Annotated in this window: 20 protein-coding genes and 1 pseudogene; 8 read left to right on the top strand and 13 right to left on the bottom strand. The window is 64.5% G+C overall.

The genetic code is table 11. The features are described 5' to 3' along the window. Nucleotides 1-66: 66 nt before the first annotated feature. From ACUXVH_RS24345 to ACUXVH_RS24335, 3 genes are all read right to left on the bottom strand, one after another. Nucleotides 67-2,772 (bottom strand): TonB-dependent receptor, encoded by a 2,706-nt coding sequence (locus ACUXVH_RS24345; RefSeq protein WP_015637123.1) that lies wholly within the window; start codon nt 2,770-2,772, stop codon nt 67-69. Between the two features lie 130 nt (nt 2,773-2,902). Beyond that, on the bottom strand, nt 2,903-3,916 hold the full coding sequence (locus tag ACUXVH_RS24340; RefSeq protein WP_065363642.1) for a FecR family protein: 1,014 nt from the start codon (nt 3,914-3,916) through the stop codon (nt 2,903-2,905). Between the two features lie 63 nt (nt 3,917-3,979). Then, complete coding sequence (locus ACUXVH_RS24335; protein WP_011063603.1) at nt 3,980-4,501, bottom strand: RNA polymerase sigma factor; 522 nt, start codon at nt 4,499-4,501, stop codon at nt 3,980-3,982. A gap of 259 nt (nt 4,502-4,760) precedes the next feature. Between ACUXVH_RS24335 and aroQ the strand changes: the two genes are divergently transcribed. Both aroQ and ACUXVH_RS24325 read left to right on the top strand, forming a co-directional pair. Beyond that, nucleotides 4,761-5,210 carry a type II 3-dehydroquinate dehydratase gene (aroQ, locus tag ACUXVH_RS24330; protein WP_011063604.1) on the top strand — a complete coding sequence of 150 codons (450 nt, stop codon included), beginning with the start codon at nt 4,761-4,763 and terminating at the stop codon, nt 5,208-5,210. Beyond that, entirely contained in the window at nt 5,207-6,061 is an 855-nt protein-coding gene (locus ACUXVH_RS24325) for a shikimate dehydrogenase (protein WP_065363641.1), read from the top strand. Before aroQ ends, ACUXVH_RS24325 begins: the two co-directional genes overlap by 4 nt. A gap of 67 nt (nt 6,062-6,128) precedes the next feature. Here the strand turns inward: ACUXVH_RS24325 and ACUXVH_RS24320 are convergent, their stop codons facing one another. The 3 genes from ACUXVH_RS24320 to quiC form a co-directional block, all read right to left on the bottom strand. Next, complete coding sequence (locus ACUXVH_RS24320) at nt 6,129-6,353, bottom strand: hypothetical protein (protein ID WP_015637127.1); 225 nt, start codon at nt 6,351-6,353, stop codon at nt 6,129-6,131. 114 nt (nt 6,354-6,467) lie between these two features. Next, a complete protein-coding gene (locus ACUXVH_RS24315; RefSeq protein WP_011063606.1) occupies nt 6,468-7,145 on the bottom strand; it encodes a TetR/AcrR family transcriptional regulator in 678 nt (225 codons plus the stop codon). Between the two features lie 102 nt (nt 7,146-7,247). Then, complete coding sequence (gene quiC / locus ACUXVH_RS24310; protein ID WP_065363640.1) at nt 7,248-9,158, bottom strand: 3-dehydroshikimate dehydratase QuiC; 1,911 nt, start codon at nt 9,156-9,158, stop codon at nt 7,248-7,250. A 537-nt stretch (nt 9,159-9,695) separates the two neighbouring features. On the opposite strand from quiC, the gene ACUXVH_RS24305 reads away from it, so the two are divergent. From ACUXVH_RS24305 to ACUXVH_RS24295, 3 genes and pseudogenes are all read left to right on the top strand, one after another. Continuing rightward, nucleotides 9,696-11,030 carry an MFS transporter gene (locus ACUXVH_RS24305; protein ID WP_011063608.1) on the top strand — a complete coding sequence of 445 codons (1,335 nt, stop codon included), beginning with the start codon at nt 9,696-9,698 and terminating at the stop codon, nt 11,028-11,030. 91 nt (nt 11,031-11,121) lie between these two features. Beyond that, nucleotides 11,122-11,889 (top strand): annotated as a pseudogene (locus ACUXVH_RS24300) (MCP four helix bundle domain-containing protein); the annotation flags it as partial. Then, on the top strand, nt 11,881-12,744 hold the full coding sequence (locus ACUXVH_RS24295; RefSeq protein WP_370508980.1) for a methyl-accepting chemotaxis protein: 864 nt from the start codon (nt 11,881-11,883) through the stop codon (nt 12,742-12,744). The pseudogene ACUXVH_RS24300 and the gene ACUXVH_RS24295, both read left to right, overlap by 9 nt. A gap of 6 nt (nt 12,745-12,750) precedes the next feature. Here the strand turns inward: ACUXVH_RS24295 and ACUXVH_RS24290 are convergent, their stop codons facing one another. The 4 genes from ACUXVH_RS24290 to ACUXVH_RS24275 all read right to left on the bottom strand — a co-directional run bounded on the left by ACUXVH_RS24290 (nt 12,751) and on the right by ACUXVH_RS24275 (nt 16,618). Then, the gene (locus ACUXVH_RS24290) at nt 12,751-13,629 is read right to left on the bottom strand and encodes a DMT family transporter (protein WP_053154030.1); all 879 of its coding nucleotides are present in this window, start codon (nt 13,627-13,629) and stop codon (nt 12,751-12,753) included. Nucleotides 13,630-13,729: 100 nt separating this feature from the next. Next, nucleotides 13,730-14,545 (bottom strand): sugar phosphate isomerase/epimerase family protein, encoded by an 816-nt coding sequence (locus tag ACUXVH_RS24285; protein WP_065363638.1) that lies wholly within the window; start codon nt 14,543-14,545, stop codon nt 13,730-13,732. A gap of 7 nt (nt 14,546-14,552) precedes the next feature. Continuing rightward, nucleotides 14,553-15,605, bottom strand: a complete 1,053-nt coding sequence (locus ACUXVH_RS24280) for a Gfo/Idh/MocA family protein (RefSeq protein WP_065363637.1) — start codon at nt 15,603-15,605, stop codon at nt 14,553-14,555. 236 nt (nt 15,606-15,841) lie between these two features. Continuing rightward, on the bottom strand, nt 15,842-16,618 hold the full coding sequence (locus ACUXVH_RS24275; RefSeq protein WP_011063613.1) for an IclR family transcriptional regulator: 777 nt from the start codon (nt 16,616-16,618) through the stop codon (nt 15,842-15,844). Between the two features lie 320 nt (nt 16,619-16,938). Between ACUXVH_RS24275 and ACUXVH_RS24270 the strand changes: the two genes are divergently transcribed. Beyond that, nucleotides 16,939-17,787, top strand: a complete 849-nt coding sequence (locus ACUXVH_RS24270; RefSeq protein ID WP_065363636.1) for an aldo/keto reductase — start codon at nt 16,939-16,941, stop codon at nt 17,785-17,787. 80 nt (nt 17,788-17,867) lie between these two features. On the opposite strand, the gene pcaG is transcribed toward ACUXVH_RS24270, so the two are convergent. The 3 genes from pcaG to pcaQ all read right to left on the bottom strand — a co-directional run bounded on the left by pcaG (nt 17,868) and on the right by pcaQ (nt 20,236). After that, nucleotides 17,868-18,473, bottom strand: a complete 606-nt coding sequence (pcaG, locus tag ACUXVH_RS24265) for a protocatechuate 3,4-dioxygenase subunit alpha (protein WP_015637137.1) — start codon at nt 18,471-18,473, stop codon at nt 17,868-17,870. A gap of 10 nt (nt 18,474-18,483) precedes the next feature. Further along, complete coding sequence (pcaH, locus tag ACUXVH_RS24260; RefSeq protein ID WP_011063616.1) at nt 18,484-19,203, bottom strand: protocatechuate 3,4-dioxygenase subunit beta; 720 nt, start codon at nt 19,201-19,203, stop codon at nt 18,484-18,486. Between the two features lie 103 nt (nt 19,204-19,306). Further along, nucleotides 19,307-20,236 (bottom strand): pca operon transcription factor PcaQ, encoded by a 930-nt coding sequence (gene pcaQ, locus ACUXVH_RS24255; RefSeq protein WP_019093836.1) that lies wholly within the window; start codon nt 20,234-20,236, stop codon nt 19,307-19,309. Between the two features lie 139 nt (nt 20,237-20,375). On the opposite strand from pcaQ, the gene ypfJ reads away from it, so the two are divergent. Then, nucleotides 20,376-21,272 (top strand): KPN_02809 family neutral zinc metallopeptidase, encoded by an 897-nt coding sequence (gene ypfJ / locus ACUXVH_RS24250; protein ID WP_011063618.1) that lies wholly within the window; start codon nt 20,376-20,378, stop codon nt 21,270-21,272. Next, nucleotides 21,273-22,244, top strand: coding sequence for a hypothetical protein (locus ACUXVH_RS24245; RefSeq protein WP_065363635.1), 972 nt, complete (start codon nt 21,273-21,275; stop codon nt 22,242-22,244). Nucleotides 22,245-22,288 lie beyond the last annotated feature (44 nt).

The following is a 22,288-nucleotide window of genomic DNA, read 5'->3' as shown; positions in this document are numbered from 1 at the left end:
TAGGGGGGTCATGTCCGCAGCACGCCACTGCCTGCTGCGGTTTTGCCCATCAATGGGCAAAAGCGGTCAGAACTGATACTCCACTGTGCCCTGCAAGGTCCGGCCACGGCCGAGGGTGAAGGCCAGGACATCGCCGAGGGGCACCAGGTAGGCGCGGTCGGTGACGTTTTCCATGGCCAGGCGCAGGGTCAGTTCTTCAGTGGCCCGGTAGCTGCCATACAGGTCGTAGACGGTGTAGGGCTTCCAGTCGGCCGGGTAGACGCCGGTCTGGCTCACGGTGCCGGTGGCGGAGCCGGCGATCGAATAGCCGGCGCTGTAGCGGGCCCGGGCGCCTATATCCAGCTTGCGGTCGAAAAAGCGTGCGCCCAGGGTCAGGGTGCCGCGGTCCATGGGCATGTGTTCGGCCGAACCGAGGATCGCCGCATTGCAACGGCTGGCGTTGTTGGCCGCATCATCGGGACGCATGCCGGTGACGATCGCGCCACGCCCGCTGCCATTCTTCACCGGCTGGGTCACGCCCCCCAGCCAGGCGATTTTCGTGCAGAAATCGTTGTCGCCGATCATGCGGGTGTAGTTCAGCTGGCCGTAGGCGCGGCCGGCGTCATAGTCCAGCTGGTACTCCACGCCCTTGAAGCGGGTGCTGCTGAGGTCGTTGACATAGGCACTGTTGCCGATGCCGGGCGAGCCGTAGCCAGGGGGCTGCACACCCATGGCCATGTAGATGAAGTCATCGACCCGGGTATCGAAGTACGCCACCTTGATCCCCAGGCGGTCATCGTTGAACCAGAGGTTTTCCTTGAAGACGTTGACCCCCGCTTCCCAGGTGCTGGAACGCTCCGGCTTGAGGAAGGGGTTGGGGAAGGTACTCTCCGAGCCGCCGCCGTGGGGCCGGCCGGTGATCATGGTTTCGGTCACCGCCGGTGGCCGCCAGCCCTTGCCATAGCTGGCGAACAACTGCAGCCATTCGACGCCCGGCTTGACCGACAGGCCGAAGGTCGGCGAGAAGCGCCCTTCCTCGTTGTCGATGTCATAGGCCACCGGCACCGAAATCTGCTGGGGCGTCTTGCCGATCACGAAGGTGCGGGTGTTGATTCCGGTCTCGCCCCGCAGGCGGTAGCGGTCGTAGCGCAAACCGGCGTTGAGGTTCAGCCAGCCGTCGTAGTCGAAATCCAGGCGGGTGAACAGGCTGCCCAGGGCACGATCGCCCTCGGGGGTCATGCTGGCCGCGGGCGAAGCGCTGACCGCCGATCCTTTGGGCACCGGCTGGCTGGAGTCGGGGCGGACCTTGTCATAGAAGAATTCCAGGCCGTAGTTGGCCTTCAGCGTGGCCAGCTCGCCGAGCGCGAAGGTCGAGGTGTTCTGCGCCTGAGCGCCATAGGTGTCGGTCTGGTAGGTGATCGAGTAGCCGGGGCTGCTGCGCCGGGTCAGGGTGCTCTGGTCGTTGCTGTTGTCGACGTAGTAGAGCTTGGCCTTGAAGTCGATCAGCGGGTTGTCCGGCGTGTAGCTGTAGTCGAGGCCGAAGTTCTGCGAGCGCACATCGCTGCTGCCGAGCTTTTCCCAGAGCTGTTGCTGGTTCTCGACGTTCATCATGTTGGCGTCGTCGTAGGACACCTGGGTGGTCAGGTAGCTCAGTTGCAGGCGCTGGTCCTGGGGCAGGTTGAGCCCCAGCTTGGCCAGGCGCGAACGCATCACGGAAGCGGAATAGGCCACCTTGGAATTCTTCACCCGGTCATTGATCGACGGGTCCATCCAGCTGCCGGTACGCAGCTCGCCAATGCCGCCCTTGGTCCCCGGGTTGTAGTCCCCCAGGTGCCGTTCACTGGCGGCCAGCAGCATGTCCCAGACCTCGGTGCCGATGGCGAAGGCGGTGCTGCCGATGAAATGGGTGCCGTTGCTGCGGCCACCCAGGCCGCTGGTCACGCGGATCCGGCCACCGATTTCCTGGCCGGGCTTGAGCAGGTCACGGGCTTCGACGGTGCGAAAATTGGCGACCCCGCCAATCACCCCGGCGCCGCCCATGGTCGAAGTGGCGCCCTTCTCCACCACCACCTCGGAGAGCAGCTCGGGGTCGACGTAGAGGGTGCCGTTGCGCTGCTGGTGGCCGCTCTGCTGGTAGTTCTGGCGCATGCCGTCCACCGACATGTTGACCCGGCCATAGTCCTGGAGGCCGCGGATATTCACGGACAGGCCCGGGTCCTGCTGGCTGACTGCCGAATACACACCGGAGGTTTCCTCCAGCATGTCGGCCGCGTGCCGGGGCGGGTTGCGATCGAGCTGCTCGCGGCCGACCACGCTCACCGAACGTGGCGCGTTATACACCCAGTCGCTCTGGCGGCCTTCGAGGTTGCCGGAGATGGTGGTGGGCGCCAGGGCCAGGGCGCCGTCACGGCCGGTTTCCACCCGGTTCAGGGTCACTTGGCGCTCGCCGGTGAAGCGGTACTGCACCGGCGCATTGCCCAGCAGCCGCGCCAGGCCCTCCTCGGCGCTGTAGCGGCCCTTGAGCGGCGAGCTGTGCAAGCCATGCAGGCGCAGGCTGTCGAACAGCACCTGCACCCCGGCCTGCTCGGCAAACACCAGCACCGCACTGCCGAGAGCCTGGGCGGGGATATCGAAATCCATCTCGCGTTGCTGCTGGGCGCTCTGTGGGGCTGCACCCACAGGCTCTGCCGCGTGCAGCAAACCGCCTCCTGCCAACAGCCCTGCGACGCCCAAGTGAATGGCCAGGGCCAAACGACTTGCTGCGTGAATTCCAGTGCGACTGCCTACCCTCATGTCCCTTGTTCCTGCGCTGGCTATTTTTGTTTATGCGAATGCATCTCAATTAGCTAGACGTGCCAGGCAGGAAAACTCAGTAAGGTTTTTTGAATTATTTTGCACAAGGGTGGAAAAAGGCCCGCAGGCCTCAGTAAATCAGGCTGACGCCGGCCAGGTCGAAACGCTGCACCTGCAGTTCCTGGGTCAGGGTAACCAGGGCTGCATCGAGCATGTCCAGGCGGAAGACACCACTGACCTGACGCTGGGCCAGGGCACTGTTGGTCAGCACCACCCGCCCGGGCCGATAGCGATTGAGGCGCTCCACCACCAGGCCCAGGGGCTGGCGGTCGAACACCAGGACGCCGCGCCGCCAACTGGTGGCCCGCTGCAGGTCGAGCCCATCAAGCGCCACCACCCCCGACTGCGGGTCATAGCGCACGCTCTGCCCCTCTTGCAGCACCCGCTCGGAGGCCCCGCGTTGCGCCGGGGCATCCAGGCTCACCGCGACACTGTGCTGCAACACGCCGACCCAGGCTTGTTGAGCACTCTCGCGCCCGACCACGAAACGGGTGCCCAAGGCGCGGGTCTGGCCGCCGGCACTCTGCACGATAAAAGGTCGTTTTTCCTCGCCGGCCATGGGCGCCACGTCAAACACCGCGGAGCCGGCCAGCAATTGAACCTGGCGCTTGTCGCCGCTGTAGTCCAGGCGAATGGCGCTGCCCGAATCCAGCTCCACCTGGCTGCCATCGGCCAGTTGTACGGTGCGCACCTCGCCCTTGCCGGTAAGGTAGTCAGCCTGCAGGTACAGCAGCGCCTGCGGCCCTTGCAGCCAGCCCAGGACCACCGCCAGTACCAGCATCGCCACGCTGGCGGCCCGCACCAGCCGGCGTCGACGGCGCGGGCGCGGTATTGTCGCCGCAGGCCGCGCCGCCTGGCGCCGTGGTGGGGCAGTGGCCGCCAGTTCGGGGTCCAGGCGCAACTCGCCCAAGGCCTCCCAGGTCTGCCGGGCAAACACCAGAGCCTGGGGATGACGCGGGTCGGCGGCCTGCCATTGGGCAAGCTGCGCCTGCTCGGTGGCGCTCAGGCCTCCCGCGTGCAAACGCACCGCCCAGTCGGCGGCGGCCTCGGTGATACTGCGCTCTTGCGGACCCTGGCTATTCACGTGTGAATCTCGATTTCTCGTTATATATAAGCAGTGACGTCTGACCCCGACTTTTACCGTAACTCACTCGTCGACCGGCCGACCGTCGGTAGCCTGCAAACGCTGCATCACATAGGCCAGCGCCCGGGACAGGTGCTTTTGCACCGAGCTGTCGGAAATATTCAGGTGCCGGGCCACCTCGGCGTGGGTCATGCCTTCGATACGGTTGAGGCGAAAGATTTCCTGGGTCCGCGGGGGCAGTTCCATGATCGCCTGTTTCAGTGCCTTGCGCTGTTGCTGCGCCATCGCCTGAGCCTCCAGCCCGGCCGCCTCATCCTCGATGTCGGCCAGCACTTCATGGGGCACGGTCTCGGTCTTGCGCCGCGCCTCCTGACGTACATGGTCGATCAGCAGATTGTTCGCCGTGCGGTAGAGATAGCCCTGGGAGTTGTCGATACGCTCGCCGCGCGTGTGCTCGGCCAGCCGCAGGAAACTCTCCTGCACCAGATCAGCGGCCAACTGCGGGTCCCGTATCTTGCGCGCCAGGTACCCACGCAAGGCAGCGGCATGCTTGAGAAACAGTCCCTTGAGATCCACGTCCGACAAACCGACTCCCTGGAACATGAAGGAAATTGCCGGGCATCTTACGGTCAGTCGAGAATGATTTTCAATTGATATAAGCACTCATTGGCGGCAGCCTTGCACCTGCGAGCCCTACGCTGCCGTTCGATTACCGAACACTTAATCCGCCCGCCCCCCGTTGCGCATCTACCGCCAATTGACCAAATTAACCAGTTAGTACAATTTACCTTTCAACGCCTCGTACGCTCTCCCGAGGCCGACAATAACAACGGAGATTTACCCCATGCGTCCTATCGTTCTGGTGCTAAACGGCCCGAACCTGAACCTGCTCGGCACCCGCGAGCCGGCCACTTACGGCCACGAAACCCTGGCTGACATTTCCGCCCTGTGCGGCCGCGCCGCCGAGGAGTTCGGCCTCGCCGTGGAGTTTCGCCAGACCAACCACGAAGGCGAGTTGCTCGACTGGATCCACGGGGCGCGTGGTCGCTGCGCCGGCATCCTGATCAACCCGGCCGCCTGGACCCACACCTCGGTGGCAATCCGTGACGCCCTGGTGGCCAGCGAGCTGCCGGTGATCGAAGTGCACCTGTCCAACGTCCACGCGCGCGAACCGTTTCGCCATCACTCCTTCGTTTCCGCCATCGCACAGGCGGTGATGTGCGGCTTTGGCAGCCATGGCTATCGCCTGGCGCTGGAACACTTCAGCCAGCGGTTCAAGGAGCAAGGCGCATGAGCCGGCAAGCCAGCGTTCTGGCCGGGCTGATTGGCGCCGGCATCCAGGCCTCCCGCACCCCGGCCCTGCACGAACAAGAAGGCGATGCCCAGCATTTGCGCTACCTGTACCGCTTGATCGACCTGGATCAACTGGGCCTGGACAGCAGCGCCCTGCCTGAACTGTTGCGCGCCGCCGAGCAGATGAGCTTCACCGGCCTGAACATCACCTTTCCCTGCAAGCAGAGCATCCTGCCGCTACTCGACGAACTGTCCCCGGAAGCCCGGGGCATCGGTGCGGTGAACACCGTGGTGCTCAAGGATGGCAAACGAGTCGGCCACAACACCGACTGCCTGGGTTTTGCCGAGGGCTTTCGCCGCGGCCTGCCGGACGTGGCAAGGCGCCAGGTGGTGCAGATGGGCGCCGGCGGTGCCGGGGCCGCAGTGGCTCACGCCCTGCTGAGTGAAGGCGTGGAGCAACTGAACATTTTTGACGTGGAGCCGCAGCGGGCGCAAAGCCTGGCGGACAACCTCAACCAGCATTTCGGCAGCGCCGGGGCCCGGGCAGGCGGTGATCTGTCGAGTGCCCTGCACAGCGCCGACGGGCTGGTGAACACCACGCCCATGGGCATGGCCAAGCTGCCGGGCATGCCGGTGCCGGTGGAACTGCTGCGAGCGCAGCTGTGGGTTGCCGAGATCGTCTACTTTCCCCTGGAAACCGAACTGCTGCGCAACGCCCGGGCCCTGGGTTGCAGGACCCTGGACGGCGGCACCATGGCGGTGTTCCAGGCGGTCAAGGCGTTCGAGCTGTTCAGCGGCCAACGCGCGGACCCGCAGCGTATGCTGGCGCACTTTCACAGCATGAACGGCTGAGACAGGCTTCGGTAGCAGCTGCGGCCTTCAGGGCGCTGGCGAGCCTGCGGCAGCGGCTACAGCCTGCTTAGTCGGATTTGAGCTGCAGGCGCGAGAGCAGGCCGATCAGCAGCACATTGAAGAGAATCATCAGCAGGCTGCCGAGGATGCCCACCAGGCTGATCACCGACGACGGCAACCAGTCGAACATGCTGAACCCGGTGAGGGACAGCAGGCGCTCGCCGAACCAGAACGTGTCGACCACGATCATCAGGATCAGGATTATTTTCAGGGTTGGAACGGGGTTGCCCATGGTGCCTTCCTTGTCGTGGTGCAGGTTGCAGAAGCCTTGGTGGCGATGGCGATCTTACGGGCGCTTTCGCTGACAAGCCAGCGCCTGCCAAGCCAGCGCCTACAAAGAGTGGGATCAGGCCTGCAGGTAGCGCAGCACCGACTCGCAGATCATCTCCCGGTGGCGTTGCTTGATGCCTTCATCCGGCAGGTCGATCTGGAAGATCTCGCCAAAGGTGTGGCGGTTCGAGACCCGGTAGAAACAGAACGAGCTGATCAGCAAATGCACGTCCAGCGGATCCAGGCCGCCGCGGAACACGCCTTCGCGCGCGCCGCGCTCGAGGATCTCGCCCAGGGCATGGAGAATGGTGTTGTTCATGGCCTTGATCACGCCGGACTGCTTCACGTACTCGGCCTTGTGGATGTTCTCGATGCTGACGATGCGCACGAAATCGACGTTGCGGTCGTGGTGATCGAAGGTGAACTCCACCAGCCGGCGAATCGCTTCCTGCGGCGCCAGCTCTGCCAGGTGCAGGCGGCTCTCGGTGCTGCGGATATCGCCGTAGAGCTTCTCCAGCACCTCGACGTACAGCTGCTCCTTGCTGCCGAAGTAGTAATAGATCATGCGCTTGGAGGTATGGATGCGTTCGGCGATCGCATCCACTCGCGCGCCGGACAAGCCCTGCTGGACGAACTCGACAATGGCTTCTTGAAGGATGTTCTCGCGGGTCTTTTCCGGGTTGTTCTTGCGACTCTTGCGCGGTTCGAGAGCAGGCTCATCGGGCGCAATCGAGCGTTCACTGGTCATTGTCATTCTGGGCTCACGGCCATCACTGCACACGCGGGCGATTATGGGCCGCGTCACCCTGCGAAAGAAAGCGCGACGGCGGCCGTTACCGCCGTCGTTAACAATCTTCTACAACTTGGCCTGGCGCACGGCACCGCTGCGTGATTTGGCCATGGCCGCCAGGCGCACCGCGACGTTGGCCGCACCGTAGCCGGCATAGCCGTTCTTGCGCTGGATGATCTCGAAGAAGAAGCGCCCTTCGAAGGGCTCGGTGTAGACGTGAAACAGCTCGCCGCCCTGGGCATCGCGGTCGTAGAGGACGTTGTAGTAGGCCAGTTCGCTGAGAAATTCGTCGTCGAAATCAAAGCGTGCCGCCAGGTCGTCGTAGTAGTTGAGCGGGATGTCCAGCAGCGGCACGCCAGCCTCCTTGGCCCGGCTGACTTCGGCAAAGATGTCGTCGCAATCGAAAGCGATGTGGTGCACCCCGCAACCGCGATAGCTGGACAAAGCATGGGAGATCGCAGTATTGCGGTTTTCCGAGATGTTCAGCGGCAGGCGGATCGAGCTGCAACGGCTGCGCAGGGCGCGGCTTTTCACCAGGCCGTAGGGGTCGGGCAGCACCACTTCGTCGTCGGCCTCGAAGTCCAGCAGGCTCTTGTAGAACAGCACCCAGCTGTCCAGGCTGTCCGCCGGCAGGGCCATGGCCATGTGGTCGATGCGCTTGAGGCCGCCCTTGGCCACCACGCCGCTGTGCATATTGAAATCGGTGTCGTACAGGTGCTGGCCGCCCTGCTGCTGATCCACCAGGTAGATCAGGCTGCCATCGGGCTCGCGCACCGCCGCCAGCTCCAGCTCATTGGGGCCCACCAGGCCGCGATAGGGCTGGCCCTTGTAGGCCACCGCCCGCTCCAGGGCCTTGGCGCTGTCCTTGACCCGGATTGCCGTGGCACACACCGAAGGGCCGTGGGCCTCGAAGAAACTGTGGGCGAAGGAATAGGGCTCGGAGTTGAGGATCAGGTTGATATCCCCTTGGCGCATCAGGCTGACGCTCTTGGAGCGATGCTGCCCGGCCCTGGCGAAACCCAGGCGCTCCAGCCAGCCGCCGAGCTTGGCGCCCAAGGCCTCGTCCACGGCGAACTCGAGAAACTCGGTGCCGCCATAGGCCTGCACCGCAGGCGGCGCGAACAGGGTGTCGATGTTCGCCATCGGCTGGCCTTCCTGCAGCAGGCGCTCGCGGGTCTTCTCTTCCAGGTACAGCAGCGAGCGCAAGCCATCGGCGGCGTTGGCCCGCGGCGGCGCGGCGCGAAAGCCGTCGTTGAAGATCTCCAGGGACAGCGGCCCGGTGTAGCCGCTCTTGATGATCGGCGCCAGAAAGCCCGGCAGGTCGAATTCGCCCTGGCCGGGGAAGCAGCGGAAATGCCGGCTCCACTCCAGCACATCCATGGCCAGGATCGGCGCATCGGCCATCTGCACGAAAAAGATCTTGTCCCCCGGAATCTCGGCAATCGCCGCCGGGTCGCCCTTGAGCGACAGGGTGTGGAAGCTGTCCAGCAACACCCCGAGGCTTGGGTGATCGGCGCTGCGCACGATGTCCCAGACCTGTTGATAAGTATTCACGTGACGGCCCCAGGCCAGGGCTTCGTAGCCGATGCGCAGGCCCCGGGCACCGGCCCGCTCGGCCAGCAGGTGCAGGTCGTCAATGAGGATCTGCCGGTCCCCCAGGCTGTCCGCCGAGGCGTTGCTGCACACCAGCACCAGGTCGGTGCCCAATTCCTGCATCAGGTCGAACTTGCGCTCGGCGCGCTCCAGGTTGCGCGGCAGACGGTCGCGACGGCAGCCCTCGAAATCCCGGAATGGCTGGAACAGGGTGATGGCAATGCCCAGGTCGGCGCACATCTGCTTGATTTCCCGAGGGCTGCCGTCGTAGTAGAGCAGGTCGTTCTCGAAGATCTCCACGCCGTCGAACCCGGCGGCGGCGATGGCTTCGAGTTTTTCCGGCAGGGTACCGCTCAGGGACACGGTGGCAATGGAACGCTGCATGATTCGACTCCCGGGTAAGGACGGCCAGTCGGGCACAGGGGGACCGCGGCTTTTTATTGGATGTTGCGGATTATTCCACAGGCCTTGTTAAAGTGTACGAACCAGTTAGTTTTGTGTTCGATTATCGAACAAAATACAGATTGGCGAATTGACGATTTTTCAGCCACTGCGCACCATCGATAGCACGTTGAGCCGGCCCCAAACCCCCGGCTTCAATCACCCAGACCCAGAACACACCATAAAAATTTCAAAAATCGGGTACACCCTCATGCTTGCACTCAACGCCCTTCACTGCTGCACATCCCTTTGGCTGATACCGCCAACGGCCTCAACCGGCACCCTGGAATACGCCGCGCTACAGCCCTGAGCTGCAGCCGACCCGATGGCGTTCGCCCGCCCGGCATCTGCCGCAGCGACGCGCCGCCCCAGCCGATCAACCCGCAGGTTCCCGGGCTGCCATGCCCCCGCCGACGGTTGGTCACGCGCCCTTGAGTTCCGACGAGCCCCGGCTCGCCAGTCACTGAACGGATGGCCCACATGACTCCTTCCCAAAGCTCTCGCATCGCCCCGAGCCTCAGCGTTGCCGGCGGCATCGGCGACAAGATCCGCGGCGCCATGGCGGTCGGCAAGACCCGCTGGGGCATGCTCGCCCTGGTGTTCTTCGCCACCACCCTGAACTACATAGATCGCGCCGCACTGGGCGTGATGCAGCCGATCCTGGCCAAGGAAATGAACTGGACGGCGATGGACTACGCCAACATCAACTTCTGGTTCCAGGTCGGCTACGCCGTGGGCTTCGTGCTCCAGGGCCGCCTGATCGACCGGGTTGGGGTGAAGCGGGTGTTCTTCTTCGCCGTGCTGTTGTGGAGCCTGGCCACCGGCGCCCACGGCCTCGCCACTTCGGCGGCAGGCTTCATGGTCTGCCGGTTCATTCTCGGGCTCACCGAAGCCGCCAACTACCCGGCCTGCGTGAAGACCACGCGGCTGTGGTTCCCGGCCGGCGAACGGGCCGTGGCCACCGGGATCTTCAACGCCGGGACCAACGTCGGCGCAATGTTCACGCCCATGCTGCTGCCGCTGATCCTCCACGCCTGGGGCTGGCAGGCCGCGTTCCTGTGCATGGCCGCGCTGGGTGGCATCTGGCTGCTGTTCTGGGGCCTGAAGTACTTCAACCCTGAAGATCATCCAAGCGTCAAAGCCTCCGAGCTGGCCTACATCCAGCAACAGGTGGAGCCGGAAGAAACCCGCGTGCCCTTCAGCCGCATCCTGCGCATGCGCGGCACCTGGGCCTTCGCCCTGGCCTATGCGATGACCGCGCCGGTGTTCTGGTTCTACCTGTACTGGCTGCCGCCGTTCCTCAACCAGCAGTACAACCTGGGCATCAACGTGACCCAGATGGGCATCCCGCTGATCATCATCTACCTGACCGCCGACTTCGGCAGCGTCGGCGGCGGCATCCTCTCTTCGTTCCTGATCGGGCGCGGCATGAACCCGATCAAGGCGCGGCTGCTGTCGATGTTCCTGTTCGCCTGCTGCATCATCGGCGTGATCATGGCCGCCGGCACCGCCAACCTGTGGCTGGCCGTGTTCGCCATCTCCCTGGGGATCGGCGCGCACCAGGCCTGGACCGCCAACATCTGGAGCCTGGTGATGGACTACACGCCCAAGCACATGATGAGCACGGTGTTCGGCTTCGGCGGCATGTGCGCGGCCATCGGCGGCATGTTCATGACCCAGATCGTCGGCCACATCCTGACCGTGACCAACAACAACTACACCCTGCTGTTCACCCTGATCCCGGCGATGTACTTCATTGCCCTGACCTGGATGTACTTCATGGCCCCGCGCAAGATTCCCCGCGTAGAAGACTGATGCTCCTTTCACGCAGGCCCACTCCGGGCCTGCGTTTTTTTATCTGCTCGCCCTCCCCCCCTTTTGTTTTTCCAGACTCGGAGATCGTCCCATGACGCTCGGTAACCTGAGCATCGCCCAACGCGCCGTGATCAGCTTCGGCGTGATTGCCCTGCTGGTCCTGCTGCAGGGGCTGTTCGCCCTCAAGCAAGTGGCCGAAGTCCGCGCCACCGGCCAACACACCGAAAACATTTCCCTGCCCAGCACCCGCTACCTGGGAGAAGTGCGCGACTACGTGTTGAGCATCCGCGTGCTGAGCCTGCGCATGGCCCTCAACCGTGAACCGCAAGTGCTGGAAAGCACCATTGCCCGCCTGCATCAGGTACAAGCCTGGCTCGACCAGGCCCTGGCCAGGTTCGCGCCGCTGGTGGGCGATCACAATCGGGTGCCATACGAAGCATTCCTCGCCACGGTCAAGAGCTACCAACAGGCCCTGGCCCAGTACGAAGCCCTGTCCCGGGACAACCGCAGCAGCGAGATGACAGCGCTGCTCAACGGCAAGATCCAGGATTACTCGACCCAGACCGGCAACCAGTTCGCCGAGCTGATGAACCTGACTGCCGAGGAAGTCAGCCAGTCGGCGCAGCATGCCGACGCGCTTTACACCCAAGTAAAAATCACGGTGATCGGCGCCTTGATCGCCGTCGCCCTGCTGACCCTGTGCCTGGCCTGGCTGTTGATTCGCAGCATCGTCGTGCCCATCCGCCAGGCTGTGAGCGTGGCCGAGCAAGTGGCCGCCGGCGATCTCGGCCGCCCCATCCACAGCGAGGGCAGCGATGAAACCGCGCGCCTGCTCAAGGCCTTGGCCAGGATGCAGGCCAGCCTGCGTGAAACCCTGCAACTGATCAGCAGCACCTCGACCCAACTGGCCGCCGCCGCGCAACAGATGAGCCAGAGCACCCATCAGGACTCCAGCCGGCTGCAGCAGCAACACAACGAAATCGAGCAAGCAGCCACGGCCGTCAACGAGATGACCGCGGCCGTCGAGGAAGTGGCACGCAACGCAGTGTCCACCTCCGACACCACCCGCCAGTCCACCGCCCAGGCCACCCAGGGGCAAGCCCGGGTGACCCAGACCCTGGACGCGATCCAGGCCATGAGCAGCGATGTCGGCATCGCCCTGCAGCAAGTGCAGACCCTGGCCGAGCAGTCACGGGAAATCGGCAAGGTGCTGGACGTGATCCGCGCCATTGCCGAACAGACCAACCTGCTGGCCCTGAACGCCGCCATCGAGGCGGCGCGGGCTGGGGAAGCCGGCCGTGGTTTTGCCGTAGTGGCAGACGAAGTGCGGGCCCTGGCCCATCGCACCCAGCAGTCGACCCAGGAAATCGAACAGATGATCGGCCGGGTCCAGGGCGACACCGACAGCGTGGTGCAGTCCATGCACGGCAACAGTCAACGGGTGGCCCAGACCCTGTCCATCGCCGAGCAGGCCGGGCTGGCCCTGGGGGAAATCACCCGGGCCATGGAACAGATCCACGAGCGCAACCTGGTGATCGCCAGTGCCTCGGAAGAACAGGCCCAGGTGGCCCGTGAAGTGGACCGCAACCTGCTGAACATCCGCGACCTGTCCCTGGAAAGCGCCGACGCCGCCACCCGCACCAACGCCACCAGCCAGGAGCTGTCGCACCTGGCGGCCGGCCTGCAGAACCTGGTGGTGCGCTTGCGTTTCTGAATCGTCTCAGCGGCGGCGTTGCTGCCAGGCCGCCGCCAGCCCGCTGAGGCAGATCACGATGATGCCCACCTGGGTGATCAACGACGGCGCGTGGCCGAACAGCAACCAGCCCAGCAACCCGGCAAAGACAATCTGGCAATAACCGAAGGGCGCCAGCAGCGCCGGCGCCGCATGACGAAAGGCCTGGGTCAGGAACAGGTGGGCACTCATGCCGCAGGCGCCCAGCGCCAGCATCAGCAAGCCATGGAGGAACCCGGGGGTCTGCCAGAAGAACGGCACCAGTGCCGTCATTACCAGGGTGTTGCACAACCCGGCAAAGAAGTTGCTGGTGGTGGGGCTGTCATGCTCGGCCAGCTTGCGTGTGAGCAGTTGATAGAAACAGAAGAACAGCGCCGAGCAGAACGGCAGCAACACCGCCGGCGTGAACAGCTCGCCGCCCGGATGCACGATGATCAGCACCCCGACGAAACCGCAGATTACCGCCAGCCACTGGCCCCGGGTCACCTGCTCGCCAAGCAAAGGCACCGACAACGCGGTGACCAGCACCGGGGCGAGAAAGTTGACCGCCGTGGCCTCGGCCAGGGGTATGAACAGCAACGCCGAGGTGAACAACAGGCTGGTACTCAGCAAACACAGAGCCCGCAGCAGTTGCAGCAGCGGTCGCTTGCTACGTAGTACCCGCAGACCGGATTGCGGCAGGAAGATCCCGGCCATCAGCAGGGTGTGGATCAGGTAACGGGCCCAGACCACCATGATCACCGGAAAGAATCCCGAGAGGTATTTGGACAGGGCATCGTGGCTGGCGAACAGAAAGGTCGCCAGAACGATCAGCACAATGCCCTTGAAAGGGTGGTTGGTCCCGGAAAGGGGCGTGCTGCGGGTCATGGGCTTTCCTTGGGGCAATTGTAGAAACGGCTTCGCCGGCCAGCCGGCCCCTACCGGATGTTGGCAGGAGCCGGCAGGCCGGCGAAAGGCCTGCGCGGCTTCAAATCCGCGCCAGCAACTCCCGGGTTCTGTCCAGGGCCATCTGTGCTCGCTGCAAGGCACTCACGCCCTGCTCCAGCAATTGCACCGTAGGAATCTCCAGGCTCAGGGGCAGGTTTTCCGGCAGGCACTTGAGCAGCCCCGCCAGATCGCAATCGCCCTCCCCCGGGAAACGCCGCTCGTTACGGGCCTGGCGCAAGATTTCCTGCATATCGTCCGGCCGCGGCCCGGCCACGTCGCACAACTGGGCATACCGCAACCGCGCCGGAGCCACCTTGGCCAGGTCCTCCAGGCGCGATCCCGAGCGGTCGAAGTGAAAGGCGTCCACCAGCACGCAGCCGTTGCTGCGAGCGGCGTTCTCCACCACGCGCACGGCTTGCTCCAGGTTGCGCGCATCGGTCCAGGGCATGAACTCCAGATGGGGGTGCAAGCCATACTGCGCCGCCAGATCACACAAGGCGGCAAAGTTGTCGGTCATGCGGGCTTCATCCGGGTCATTGCCCGCCACCAGCAACTCGCTGGCGGCAAACTCGGCGCCCACTGCCAGCACGCCCTCGAAGTCCTTGATCCGGGTCTGCGGCTTGAGCCGCAGGATTTCCACATCCAGCACCCGCACCCCGGTATCGCGCAGGCGATCCTGGGTTTGCCGACGCAAGCCGGCATCCGCCACCAGCGGAAAGTGATGTTCCTCCGGGGTCGCCGGCACCAGCCGCAGGCCCACATGGCTGTAGCCGGCACGGGCCGCCACTTCCACCATCTCGGGCGGAGACAGCTCCAGCACGGTCAGGCTGGCCAGGGAAAAAATCCGCTCACTCATCAGTTGTTCACTCAATGTGGGTTGGGGTACAGGCGCGCCCCGTGGCGGCGGCCTGACGAATGGCTTCGATCAGGGCCAGGGTACGAGCGGCATCGGCGGCGCTGACCAGGGGCGTGACTTCGCCCCGGGCGACCTTGACGAAATGCTGCAGTTGCAAGCGCAACGCCTCATCCGGCACGAAGCTTTCCTGCTGCATCAACAAGGGCTGGTGCCAACCGGCGCCCGCCTCGGCGTAGTGCCAGCGCTTGAGCTGAGGAATGCTCAAGGCCCCCTGAGTACCGGCCAGCAGGTAGCAAGGCTGATCGGGCTGACGCGGGTACACCGGGTTCTCCCCGGAATCCAGCTCCCAGCTCCAGGGCGCGGCCGCGGCGTCGGAACCGGTGAGGCTGCCCAGGGCGCCGTTGTCGAATTGCAGCAGCACCGCTGCGCAATCCTCGTTGGCGTAGCCGCGCACGCTGTTGCTGGTGATGGCCTGGACCTGGCGCACCTCGCCGCACAGGTGGCGCAGCAGGTCCAGGTCGTGGATCAGGTTGGTCAGCAACATGCCGGCCCCGGCCTCGCGGCGCCAGGGAATGTCGAAATAGCGCTCGGGCTTCTGCAATTGCCAGAGTGCGGTGACGTTGGTCAGGCGCCCCAGGGCGCCGCTGCGCAGCAGTTCATGGGCGCGGACGATCAATGGGTTGTGCCGTCGATGATGCCCCACCAGCACCGGGACCCCAGTGGTCCGCGTGGCCGCTACCAATTCACGCACTTCATCCAGATGCACGCCCACCGGTTTTTCCAGCAGCACCGGCACGCCTGCGGCGAGGCAATCCAGGGCGGTGCTGACATGGAGGTTGTTAGGGTTGGCAACGATCACCGCATCCGGGCGGACTTCCCGGAGCAGGGTCTGGTGATCGGCAAAGTGCGGCACCTGCCATTGTGCGGCGACAGCCGCCGCCTGGGGGCCGGGATCGGCCACCGCGCAGAGGCAGGCCTCGGCCAGAGTCTTGAGGTGCTGATAGTGCTGCTGCCCCATATTGCCGACGCCGATCAGGGCGATGCGCAGTGGCGTGCTCAATGGAAGATCCTCTTGTGATTGTTATAGGGACACTGAATTTCAAATATTTAGAACCCGGTTCCACTTTCACACAAGAGGGATAAAAAATACCGTCCGATTATCGAACAGCTTTGTGCCGAGTCGAGGTCTGCGTAGCCGCTGCCGCAGGCTGCGAACGGCTGTGATACAGACGCGGCGGTATCAAGGCCACCACCGGCCCTGCGGCAGATCGCCAAGCAAGGCCCTGCGGCGTTATCTCAATTGAACAACTCGGACGCCTGACTGGCGGCCGACAGTTCCTCGGCAAACTGCAACAGCAGTGGCGCCAGCTCGTGCAGCCGCGCCAGAGGCAGGCGTGCGCTGGGCCCGGCAACGCTGAGCACGCCCACGACCCGGCCATCAATGGGATGGCGCACCACCGCGGCGATCGCCGAGGTCCCCACGGCGGAGCTTTCTTCGACCCAGGCATAGCCCTGCTCCCGGGCCAGGCGCAGGCGCTCCAGCAGTTCGATGTTCGAGCGCGGAGCGTTGGGCCCCAGGTCCGTCGGGGGCTCGGCCGCCTGGCGCTCCACCAGGGACAGGGCCTCGGCATCACTCAGGGTGGCCAGCCAGGCATGCCCGGAGGCGGTATAGAACAACGGTGCCTCACGGCCCATGTCCGGGTCGTAGCGCAAGCCGGAACGGGCGCCCTGGGACTTGGCGATCCAGGTCTGGCGCTCGCCTTCGATCACGCCCAGGCGCACCAGCTCGCCGGATTCGACCGCCAGGCGGTCCAGTACTGGCTGAACGATATCGGCGCCGCTGGCGGACAGGTAGCGAAAGCCCATGGCTACCAGCCGCGTGGACAGCTGGTAGCGCAGGTTGTCCGGGTTCTGCCGCACATAACCCAGGCGGATCAGCTCCGCCAGCAAGCGGTGGGTGGCGCTTTTGGGAATCTCCAGCTGCTCGGCCAGGGTCTGCAACGGCAGCCCACGGGGATCAGCGGTAAGACGTTCGAGAACACTGAAGACGCGTTCGATTTGACTGCCAGCCATGGTCGGGTCCCGACAAAATTTGGCCGATTCTAGAGACAAGCGGCCGGTTGGGGAACCGGGCGGCGGTGTTCGATTACCGCCCGGAATCGGCGCCGATCGAGTCTTGTACCCGGCACGGCGCCTTGTGGCAGGGTAGTCGAGCTCGTATATTTTTTGGAACCCGCTTCCATAAAACGCAAAATAACGGTTTGCCCGCCGCATCGATTTTCCGGGCATTTTCCGCCCGCCAATGCTGTCCAACCTTCAGCAACACCCCCGCAGCCCGGATCGTCACTCGCCCCTCAACCGGCTGTGCTCTTTTATCCACAGGGAGATTGCCCATGCCTCACACCCTTGACTGCCCCGTCCTCACCCACAGTGGCCTGCACATGCCCAAGCTCGGCCTGGGTACCTGGCCAATGCTCGACCAGGAATGCACCCGCGCCGTGGAACAGGCACTGGAACTGGGTTACCGGCATATCGACACCGCCCAGGCCTACAACAACGAAGAAGCGGTGGGCCAGGCCCTGGCCAACACTCCTGTGCCCCGGGAGCAGATCCACGTCACCACCAAGGTCTGGTGGGACCAGTTGCAACCCACCGCCATGCGCCACTCACTGGAGCGCAGCCTGAAAGCCCTGCAAACCGACTACATCGACCTGTTCCACATTCACTGGCCCACCAGCGACTGGGAACTGGAACGCAGCATCGAAACCCTGGTGTCGTTCAAGGAGCAGGGGCTGGTGAAACACATTGGCGTGGCCAACTTTCCCCTGGCCCTGCTGCGCCGAGTGATCGAAGGGCTGGGCGCGCCGCTGTCGGCGATCCAGGTGGAGTACCACGTGCTGCTGGGCCAGAGCGGCCTTCTGGACTACGCCCGCGAGCGCGACATGGTGTTGACCGCCTATACCCCGCTGGCGCGCAACAAGGTCTCAGAGGTGGCCGAAATCCAGCAGATCGCCGCCAAGCACGGCGTGCTGCCGACCCAGGTGGCCCTCAAGTGGCTGCTCGACCAGGACAATGTGGCAGCCATCCCCAAGGCCAGCAGCCGGGCCAACCAACTGGCCAACCTGGAGTCCCTGAAGATCCACCTGGACGATGCAGACCGGGCGCTGATCGCCGCCCTGCCCAAGGACCAGCGTCAGGTCAGCCCGGATTTCGCTCCGGTGTGGGACCACTTCGACCACTGAAACGAAACGCCCCCTGACACCGCAGCGTGGCGTCAGGGGGCGGATTCTCGAGCGCTGGCCATCCCTGGCTTGGCGATACTTCAGAAATCGAAGAACACCGTCTCGCCTTCACCCTGGATGCGGATATCGAAACGGTAGGCACGCTGGCCATTCACCTCGCAAGGATGGGCCAGCAGGGTTTCCCGGCGCTGGGGCTGTTCGATCAGGTTCAGCACCGGGCACTGGGCGTTGGCTTCCGGCTCATCGGCAAAGTACAGCCGGGTGTGCAGGTGGATATTGATCCCCCGGGCAAACAGCGACAGGTTGATGTGCGGCGCCATGGGCACGCCAGCTGCGTTGTTCACCACCCCGGGCTTGACCGTGTTGAGTGTCCATTCCCCGGCATCGAAGGTGGTGGCGGTGCGACCGAAGCAGTTGAACGGCTTCTCCGTATCGAACACCGGGTCGTAGACCCCGGCGTGGTCGGCCTGCCAGAACTCCAGGAATGAATCGCGCACCAGGTGGCCATTGCCATCGTAGACGTGGCCGATCAGCAGGATCCGCTCACCCGGCGCATCGGCCTTGGCCATCTGGTTCCAGATTTCCTCGGGGCGCGGCGGGTTTCCCGCGGCCGCCAGGGCCAGGCCGATATGCACATAGGGGCCGGCCGTTTGCGAGGGGGTTTCAGGCAGCAGTTGAACAGGCATGTCAGGCTCCTCAGCAGTTCTCGAAGTGGGTCTTGCGCTGGCCGCGCAGCACGATGTCGAAGCGGTAGGCCAGGCAATCCATGGGGTTGGCGCCGCCCATGTCCAGGCGCGCGATCAGGCTCTGTACCGCGTCCGGGTTGGCGATGGACTTGACGATCGGGCACAGCGGGATCAGCGGGTCGCCTTCGAAATACAGCTGGGTGATCAGGCGCGTGGCGATCGACGGGCCACTGATGGAGAAATGGATATGCGCCGGGCGCCAGTCATTGGGGCCGTTGCGCCACGGGTAGGGGCCGGGCTTGATGGTGCGGAAACTGTAGTAGCCATCACGGTCGGTGAGGGCCCGGCCGACGCCACCGAAGTTCGGGTCCAGGGGCGCCAGGTAGCGGTCGTTCTTGTGCCGGTAGCGGCCGCCGGCGTTGGCTTGCCACATTTCCACCAGGGTATGGGGAATGGGTTTGCCGTACTGATCGCAGACCCGCCCGGAAACGATGATCCGCTCGCCCACGGGCAAGCCACCGTTGTTGAAGTTGAGCAGCAGGTCGTTGTCGAAACGCCCGGTGCGCAGGTGGGAAAAGTCCGGGCCTGTGGTTTCACTGACCGATTGTGGAATGCTCACCAGCGCCTGGCGCGGGGAGCGAGTGACGGAGGTCTTGTAGTCGGGGGTCAGGGCCTTGGGGTGCCAATTACGGTCGCGAATCACGAAGCGACTGCTGTCTGCATCAGACATGTCGATCTCCTGTTGTTTGATTTATGGAGCGCAGCCGGCGCAGTTTCAAACAAACCAGGAGCGGGGAAAATTGAAATGCCGCCCTCAATCAATAACCAAATGGTTATGGATAACTGCCCTCGCGATAGGCCAGCCCCACTTCCCGGAGCACCTCCACCGCCCATTGCGCCGCCAGGGACAAGGGAAGGCTGGCATTGCTGGAAATCCCCACCGAGCCGCCGGGTTCGCGCAGGCCCAGGTCCAGCTCCTGCAGTTCACCATTGGCCAGGTCCAGGCGCACGGCATCCAGCGGCGCGATCCACAGCGCGTCGCTGGACAAGGTGTAGCGTCGGCTCAGGGCCACCGAGAGGGTTTCCAGACGCTGCTGCGACGGGGCAATGCCGCACTGGATGAACAGGCTGTCGGCGTGCTTGCGAATGCTGGTGCCGGCCAGGGGCAGCACCAGGGGATAGGCGCTCACCGCGTCGCGGTCCAGAGGGCCGGTTGCCAGTGGATGCTGCGGACGGGCCACCAGGGTCATGGATTCGCTGTACAGATGCTCGAAGCTCAGGCCGTGGATCTCCGGACTCTCGGTCATGCGCCCCACCACCAGGTCCAGGTCGCCGACCCGCAATTGCGACAGCAGGTAAGCACTGGGGCCGGTCAGCACACTCACGGTCAGCGCCGAATGGCGCTGATGCAGGCGCCGCATCACCTCCGGCAGCAGCAGGCTTTCCACCGTGGAAAGCACACCGATGCGCACCAGCCCGGCGGCGTACTCACCGCCGCGCAGGCTGCTGACACCTTCCCGCAGGGCCTGCACCGAAGGCCCGGCATAACGCAGGAAGGCCCGCCCGGCCTCGGTCAGGCTGAGGCCGGCCTTGCTCCTGGCAAACAGCCGGGTCTCCAGCAACGCTTCCAGTTCCTTGAGGGTTTTCGACATCGCCGGCTGGCTCACCGCCAGGACATCGGCCGCCCGGGCCAGGCTGCCCTGGCGGGCCATTTCAAGAAAACACACCAAGTGACGGAATTTGATGCGGGTATCGATGTTCAATAGGGAGCCCCGAATGCGCCTGGACCGGATCGATCCGTAACCGGGCCATGGTAGCGTGCAGAAAAATCCCTGACGACCGGACTGGCGCCGGTTCGAGCCACCAGCAACACTGACCAGCAGAAAAAACGAGGACACCCCCATGCTTTGGAAAAAAGGCCGGCGCAGCGACAACGTCGTGGACGCGCGAGATGACAGCAGCGCCGGCGGTGGCGGTGGCATGCGGTTCGGTGGAGGCAAGGGCTTGAGCCTGACGGCGATCGTACTGATCGTCGGCATCGGCTGGGCCACCGGCCAGGATCCGCTGCAGATCCTCGGGCAACTGCTGGGCCAGCAGAGCGGGCAGACTTCAGCGCCGGCCACCACCCAGGCACGCAAGGCACCACCGGCCAATGACGAACAGGCAGAGTTTGTCCGCGCCATCCTCGGTGACACCGAAGACACCTGGGGCCAGATCTTCCAGCAAGCCGGCCGCCAGTATCAGCCGCCCAAGCTGATCCTGTTCCGGGGCCGGGTCAATTCCGCCTGTGGCGCGGCCACTTCCGCCAGCGGGCCCTTCTACTGCCCCGCCGACCGCCAGGTGTACCTGGACATGGACTTCTTCCGGGAGATGGCCCAGCGCTTTTCCGCCGCCGGCGACTTCGCCCAGGCCTACGTGATTGCCCATGAGGTCGGGCACCACGTGCAGACCCTGCTCGGGGTCTCGGCAAAAATCCAGGCCGCGCGCCAGCAAGGCCAGCAGATGCAAGGCGATGGCGGCCTGCTGGTACGCCAGGAGCTGCAGGCCGACTGCTTTGCCGGGGTCTGGGCCTATCACGCACAGAAGCGCTTGAACTGGCTGGAACCCGGGGATGTGGAAGAAGCCCTGAACGCCGCCAATGCCATCGGTGACGACCGCCTGCAGCAGCAAGGCCAGGGCCGGGTGGTGCCGGACTCCTTCACCCACGGCACCTCGGCGCAGCGAGTGCGCTGGTTCAAGACCGGCTTCAGCCAGGGCCAGGTCAGCCAGTGCGATACCTTCAGCGCCAGGAGCCTGTAGATGCGCCGCTTGCTGGTCCTGCTGCTGTGCCTGGGTGGCTGCGGCGCCCAGGCGGCGGAACAGGGGGTCAAGGTCATCAGCCCGCAACGCCTGCCCCTGGAGGGCGGGCAACTGGCTCTGGGCCTGAGCCAGGATTGGCGCCAGCCGCTGCCGGGCGTAGAGCGGGCCCTGATCATCGTTCACGGCCGGCTGCGCAACGCCCAGACGTATCTGCACAGTGGGCAAAGCGCTGCCGGGCAGGCCGGGCAAAGCACAACAACCCTGGTGATCGCCCCGCAGTTTCTCAACCAGAGCGACATCGCCCGCCATCAATTGCCAGACGCGCTACTGCGCTGGAAGGGCAATGGCTGGATGGCCGGCGAACCTTCAGTGGGCCCGCAGGCCATCAGCTCGTATGCGGTGCTCGATGCAATCCTCCAGCGCCTGGAAGACCGCAAACGTTTTCCGGCACTCAAGGAAGTGGTGATCGCCGGTCACTCCGGCGGCGCCCAGGTGGTGCAGCGCTATGCGCTGAGCACCGGCAGCCACCCCGAGCTGGAAAAGGCCGGGATCGGCCTGCGCTACGTGATCGCCAATCCGTCGTCCTACGCCTACTTCGACGCATGGCGCCCGGTGGCATTCGAACCGGCCAGTTGCCCGGGCTTCAACGACTGGAAGTACGGCCTGAACCGGCTACCGGCCTATGCCGGCGGCCATTCCCCGGCGCAGCTTGAACAGGGCTACGTGACGCGCGACATCACCTACCTGCTGGGCCAGCAGGACACCGATCCCAACCATCCCGCCCTGGACAAGAGCTGCGCCGCCGAGACCCAGGGCGCGTACCGGTTGATTCGCGGGCACAACTACTTCGACTACCTGGTGCGGCGTCATCCGCAAGGCTTGCTGCAACGGCTGGTGGAAGTGCCCGGGATCGGGCATGACGGTGACCGGATGTTCACCTCGCCCGAGGGGCAGGCGGCAGTGTTCAAGTAAAGAAAGGCGCTGCCTGGAACGACGCTTTCGCCGGCAAGGCTCCG

Source organism: Pseudomonas sp. 8(2025) (assembly GCF_052665325.1).
The sequence above is the reverse complement of the archived record's forward strand: the minus strand, read 5'-3'. Positions and strand labels throughout refer to the sequence as shown.

Coding starts and splice junctions, on each gene's coding strand:
- ACUXVH_RS24345 (WP_015637123.1), bottom strand. CDS start 2,772: ATGAGGGTAGGCAGTCGCACTGGAATTCACGCAGCAAGTCGTTTGGCC.
- aroQ (WP_011063604.1), top strand. CDS start 4,761: ATGCGTCCTATCGTTCTGGTGCTAAACGGCCCGAACCTGAACCTGCTC.
- ACUXVH_RS24325 (WP_065363641.1), top strand. CDS start 5,207: ATGAGCCGGCAAGCCAGCGTTCTGGCCGGGCTGATTGGCGCCGGCATC.
- ACUXVH_RS24320 (WP_015637127.1), bottom strand. CDS start 6,353: ATGGGCAACCCCGTTCCAACCCTGAAAATAATCCTGATCCTGATGATC.
- ACUXVH_RS24315 (WP_011063606.1), bottom strand. CDS start 7,145: ATGACAATGACCAGTGAACGCTCGATTGCGCCCGATGAGCCTGCTCTC.
- quiC (WP_065363640.1), bottom strand. CDS start 9,158: ATGCAGCGTTCCATTGCCACCGTGTCCCTGAGCGGTACCCTGCCGGAA.
- ACUXVH_RS24305 (WP_011063608.1), top strand. CDS start 9,696: ATGACTCCTTCCCAAAGCTCTCGCATCGCCCCGAGCCTCAGCGTTGCC.
- ACUXVH_RS24295 (WP_370508980.1), top strand. CDS start 11,881: ATGCAGGCCAGCCTGCGTGAAACCCTGCAACTGATCAGCAGCACCTCG.
- ACUXVH_RS24290 (WP_053154030.1), bottom strand. CDS start 13,629: ATGACCCGCAGCACGCCCCTTTCCGGGACCAACCACCCTTTCAAGGGC.
- ACUXVH_RS24285 (WP_065363638.1), bottom strand. CDS start 14,545: ATGAGTGAGCGGATTTTTTCCCTGGCCAGCCTGACCGTGCTGGAGCTG.
- ACUXVH_RS24275 (WP_011063613.1), bottom strand. CDS start 16,618: ATGGCTGGCAGTCAAATCGAACGCGTCTTCAGTGTTCTCGAACGTCTT.
- ACUXVH_RS24270 (WP_065363636.1), top strand. CDS start 16,939: ATGCCTCACACCCTTGACTGCCCCGTCCTCACCCACAGTGGCCTGCAC.
- pcaG (WP_015637137.1), bottom strand. CDS start 18,473: ATGCCTGTTCAACTGCTGCCTGAAACCCCCTCGCAAACGGCCGGCCCC.
- pcaH (WP_011063616.1), bottom strand. CDS start 19,203: ATGTCTGATGCAGACAGCAGTCGCTTCGTGATTCGCGACCGTAATTGG.
- ypfJ (WP_011063618.1), top strand. CDS start 20,376: ATGCTTTGGAAAAAAGGCCGGCGCAGCGACAACGTCGTGGACGCGCGA.
- ACUXVH_RS24245 (WP_065363635.1), top strand. CDS start 21,273: ATGCGCCGCTTGCTGGTCCTGCTGCTGTGCCTGGGTGGCTGCGGCGCC.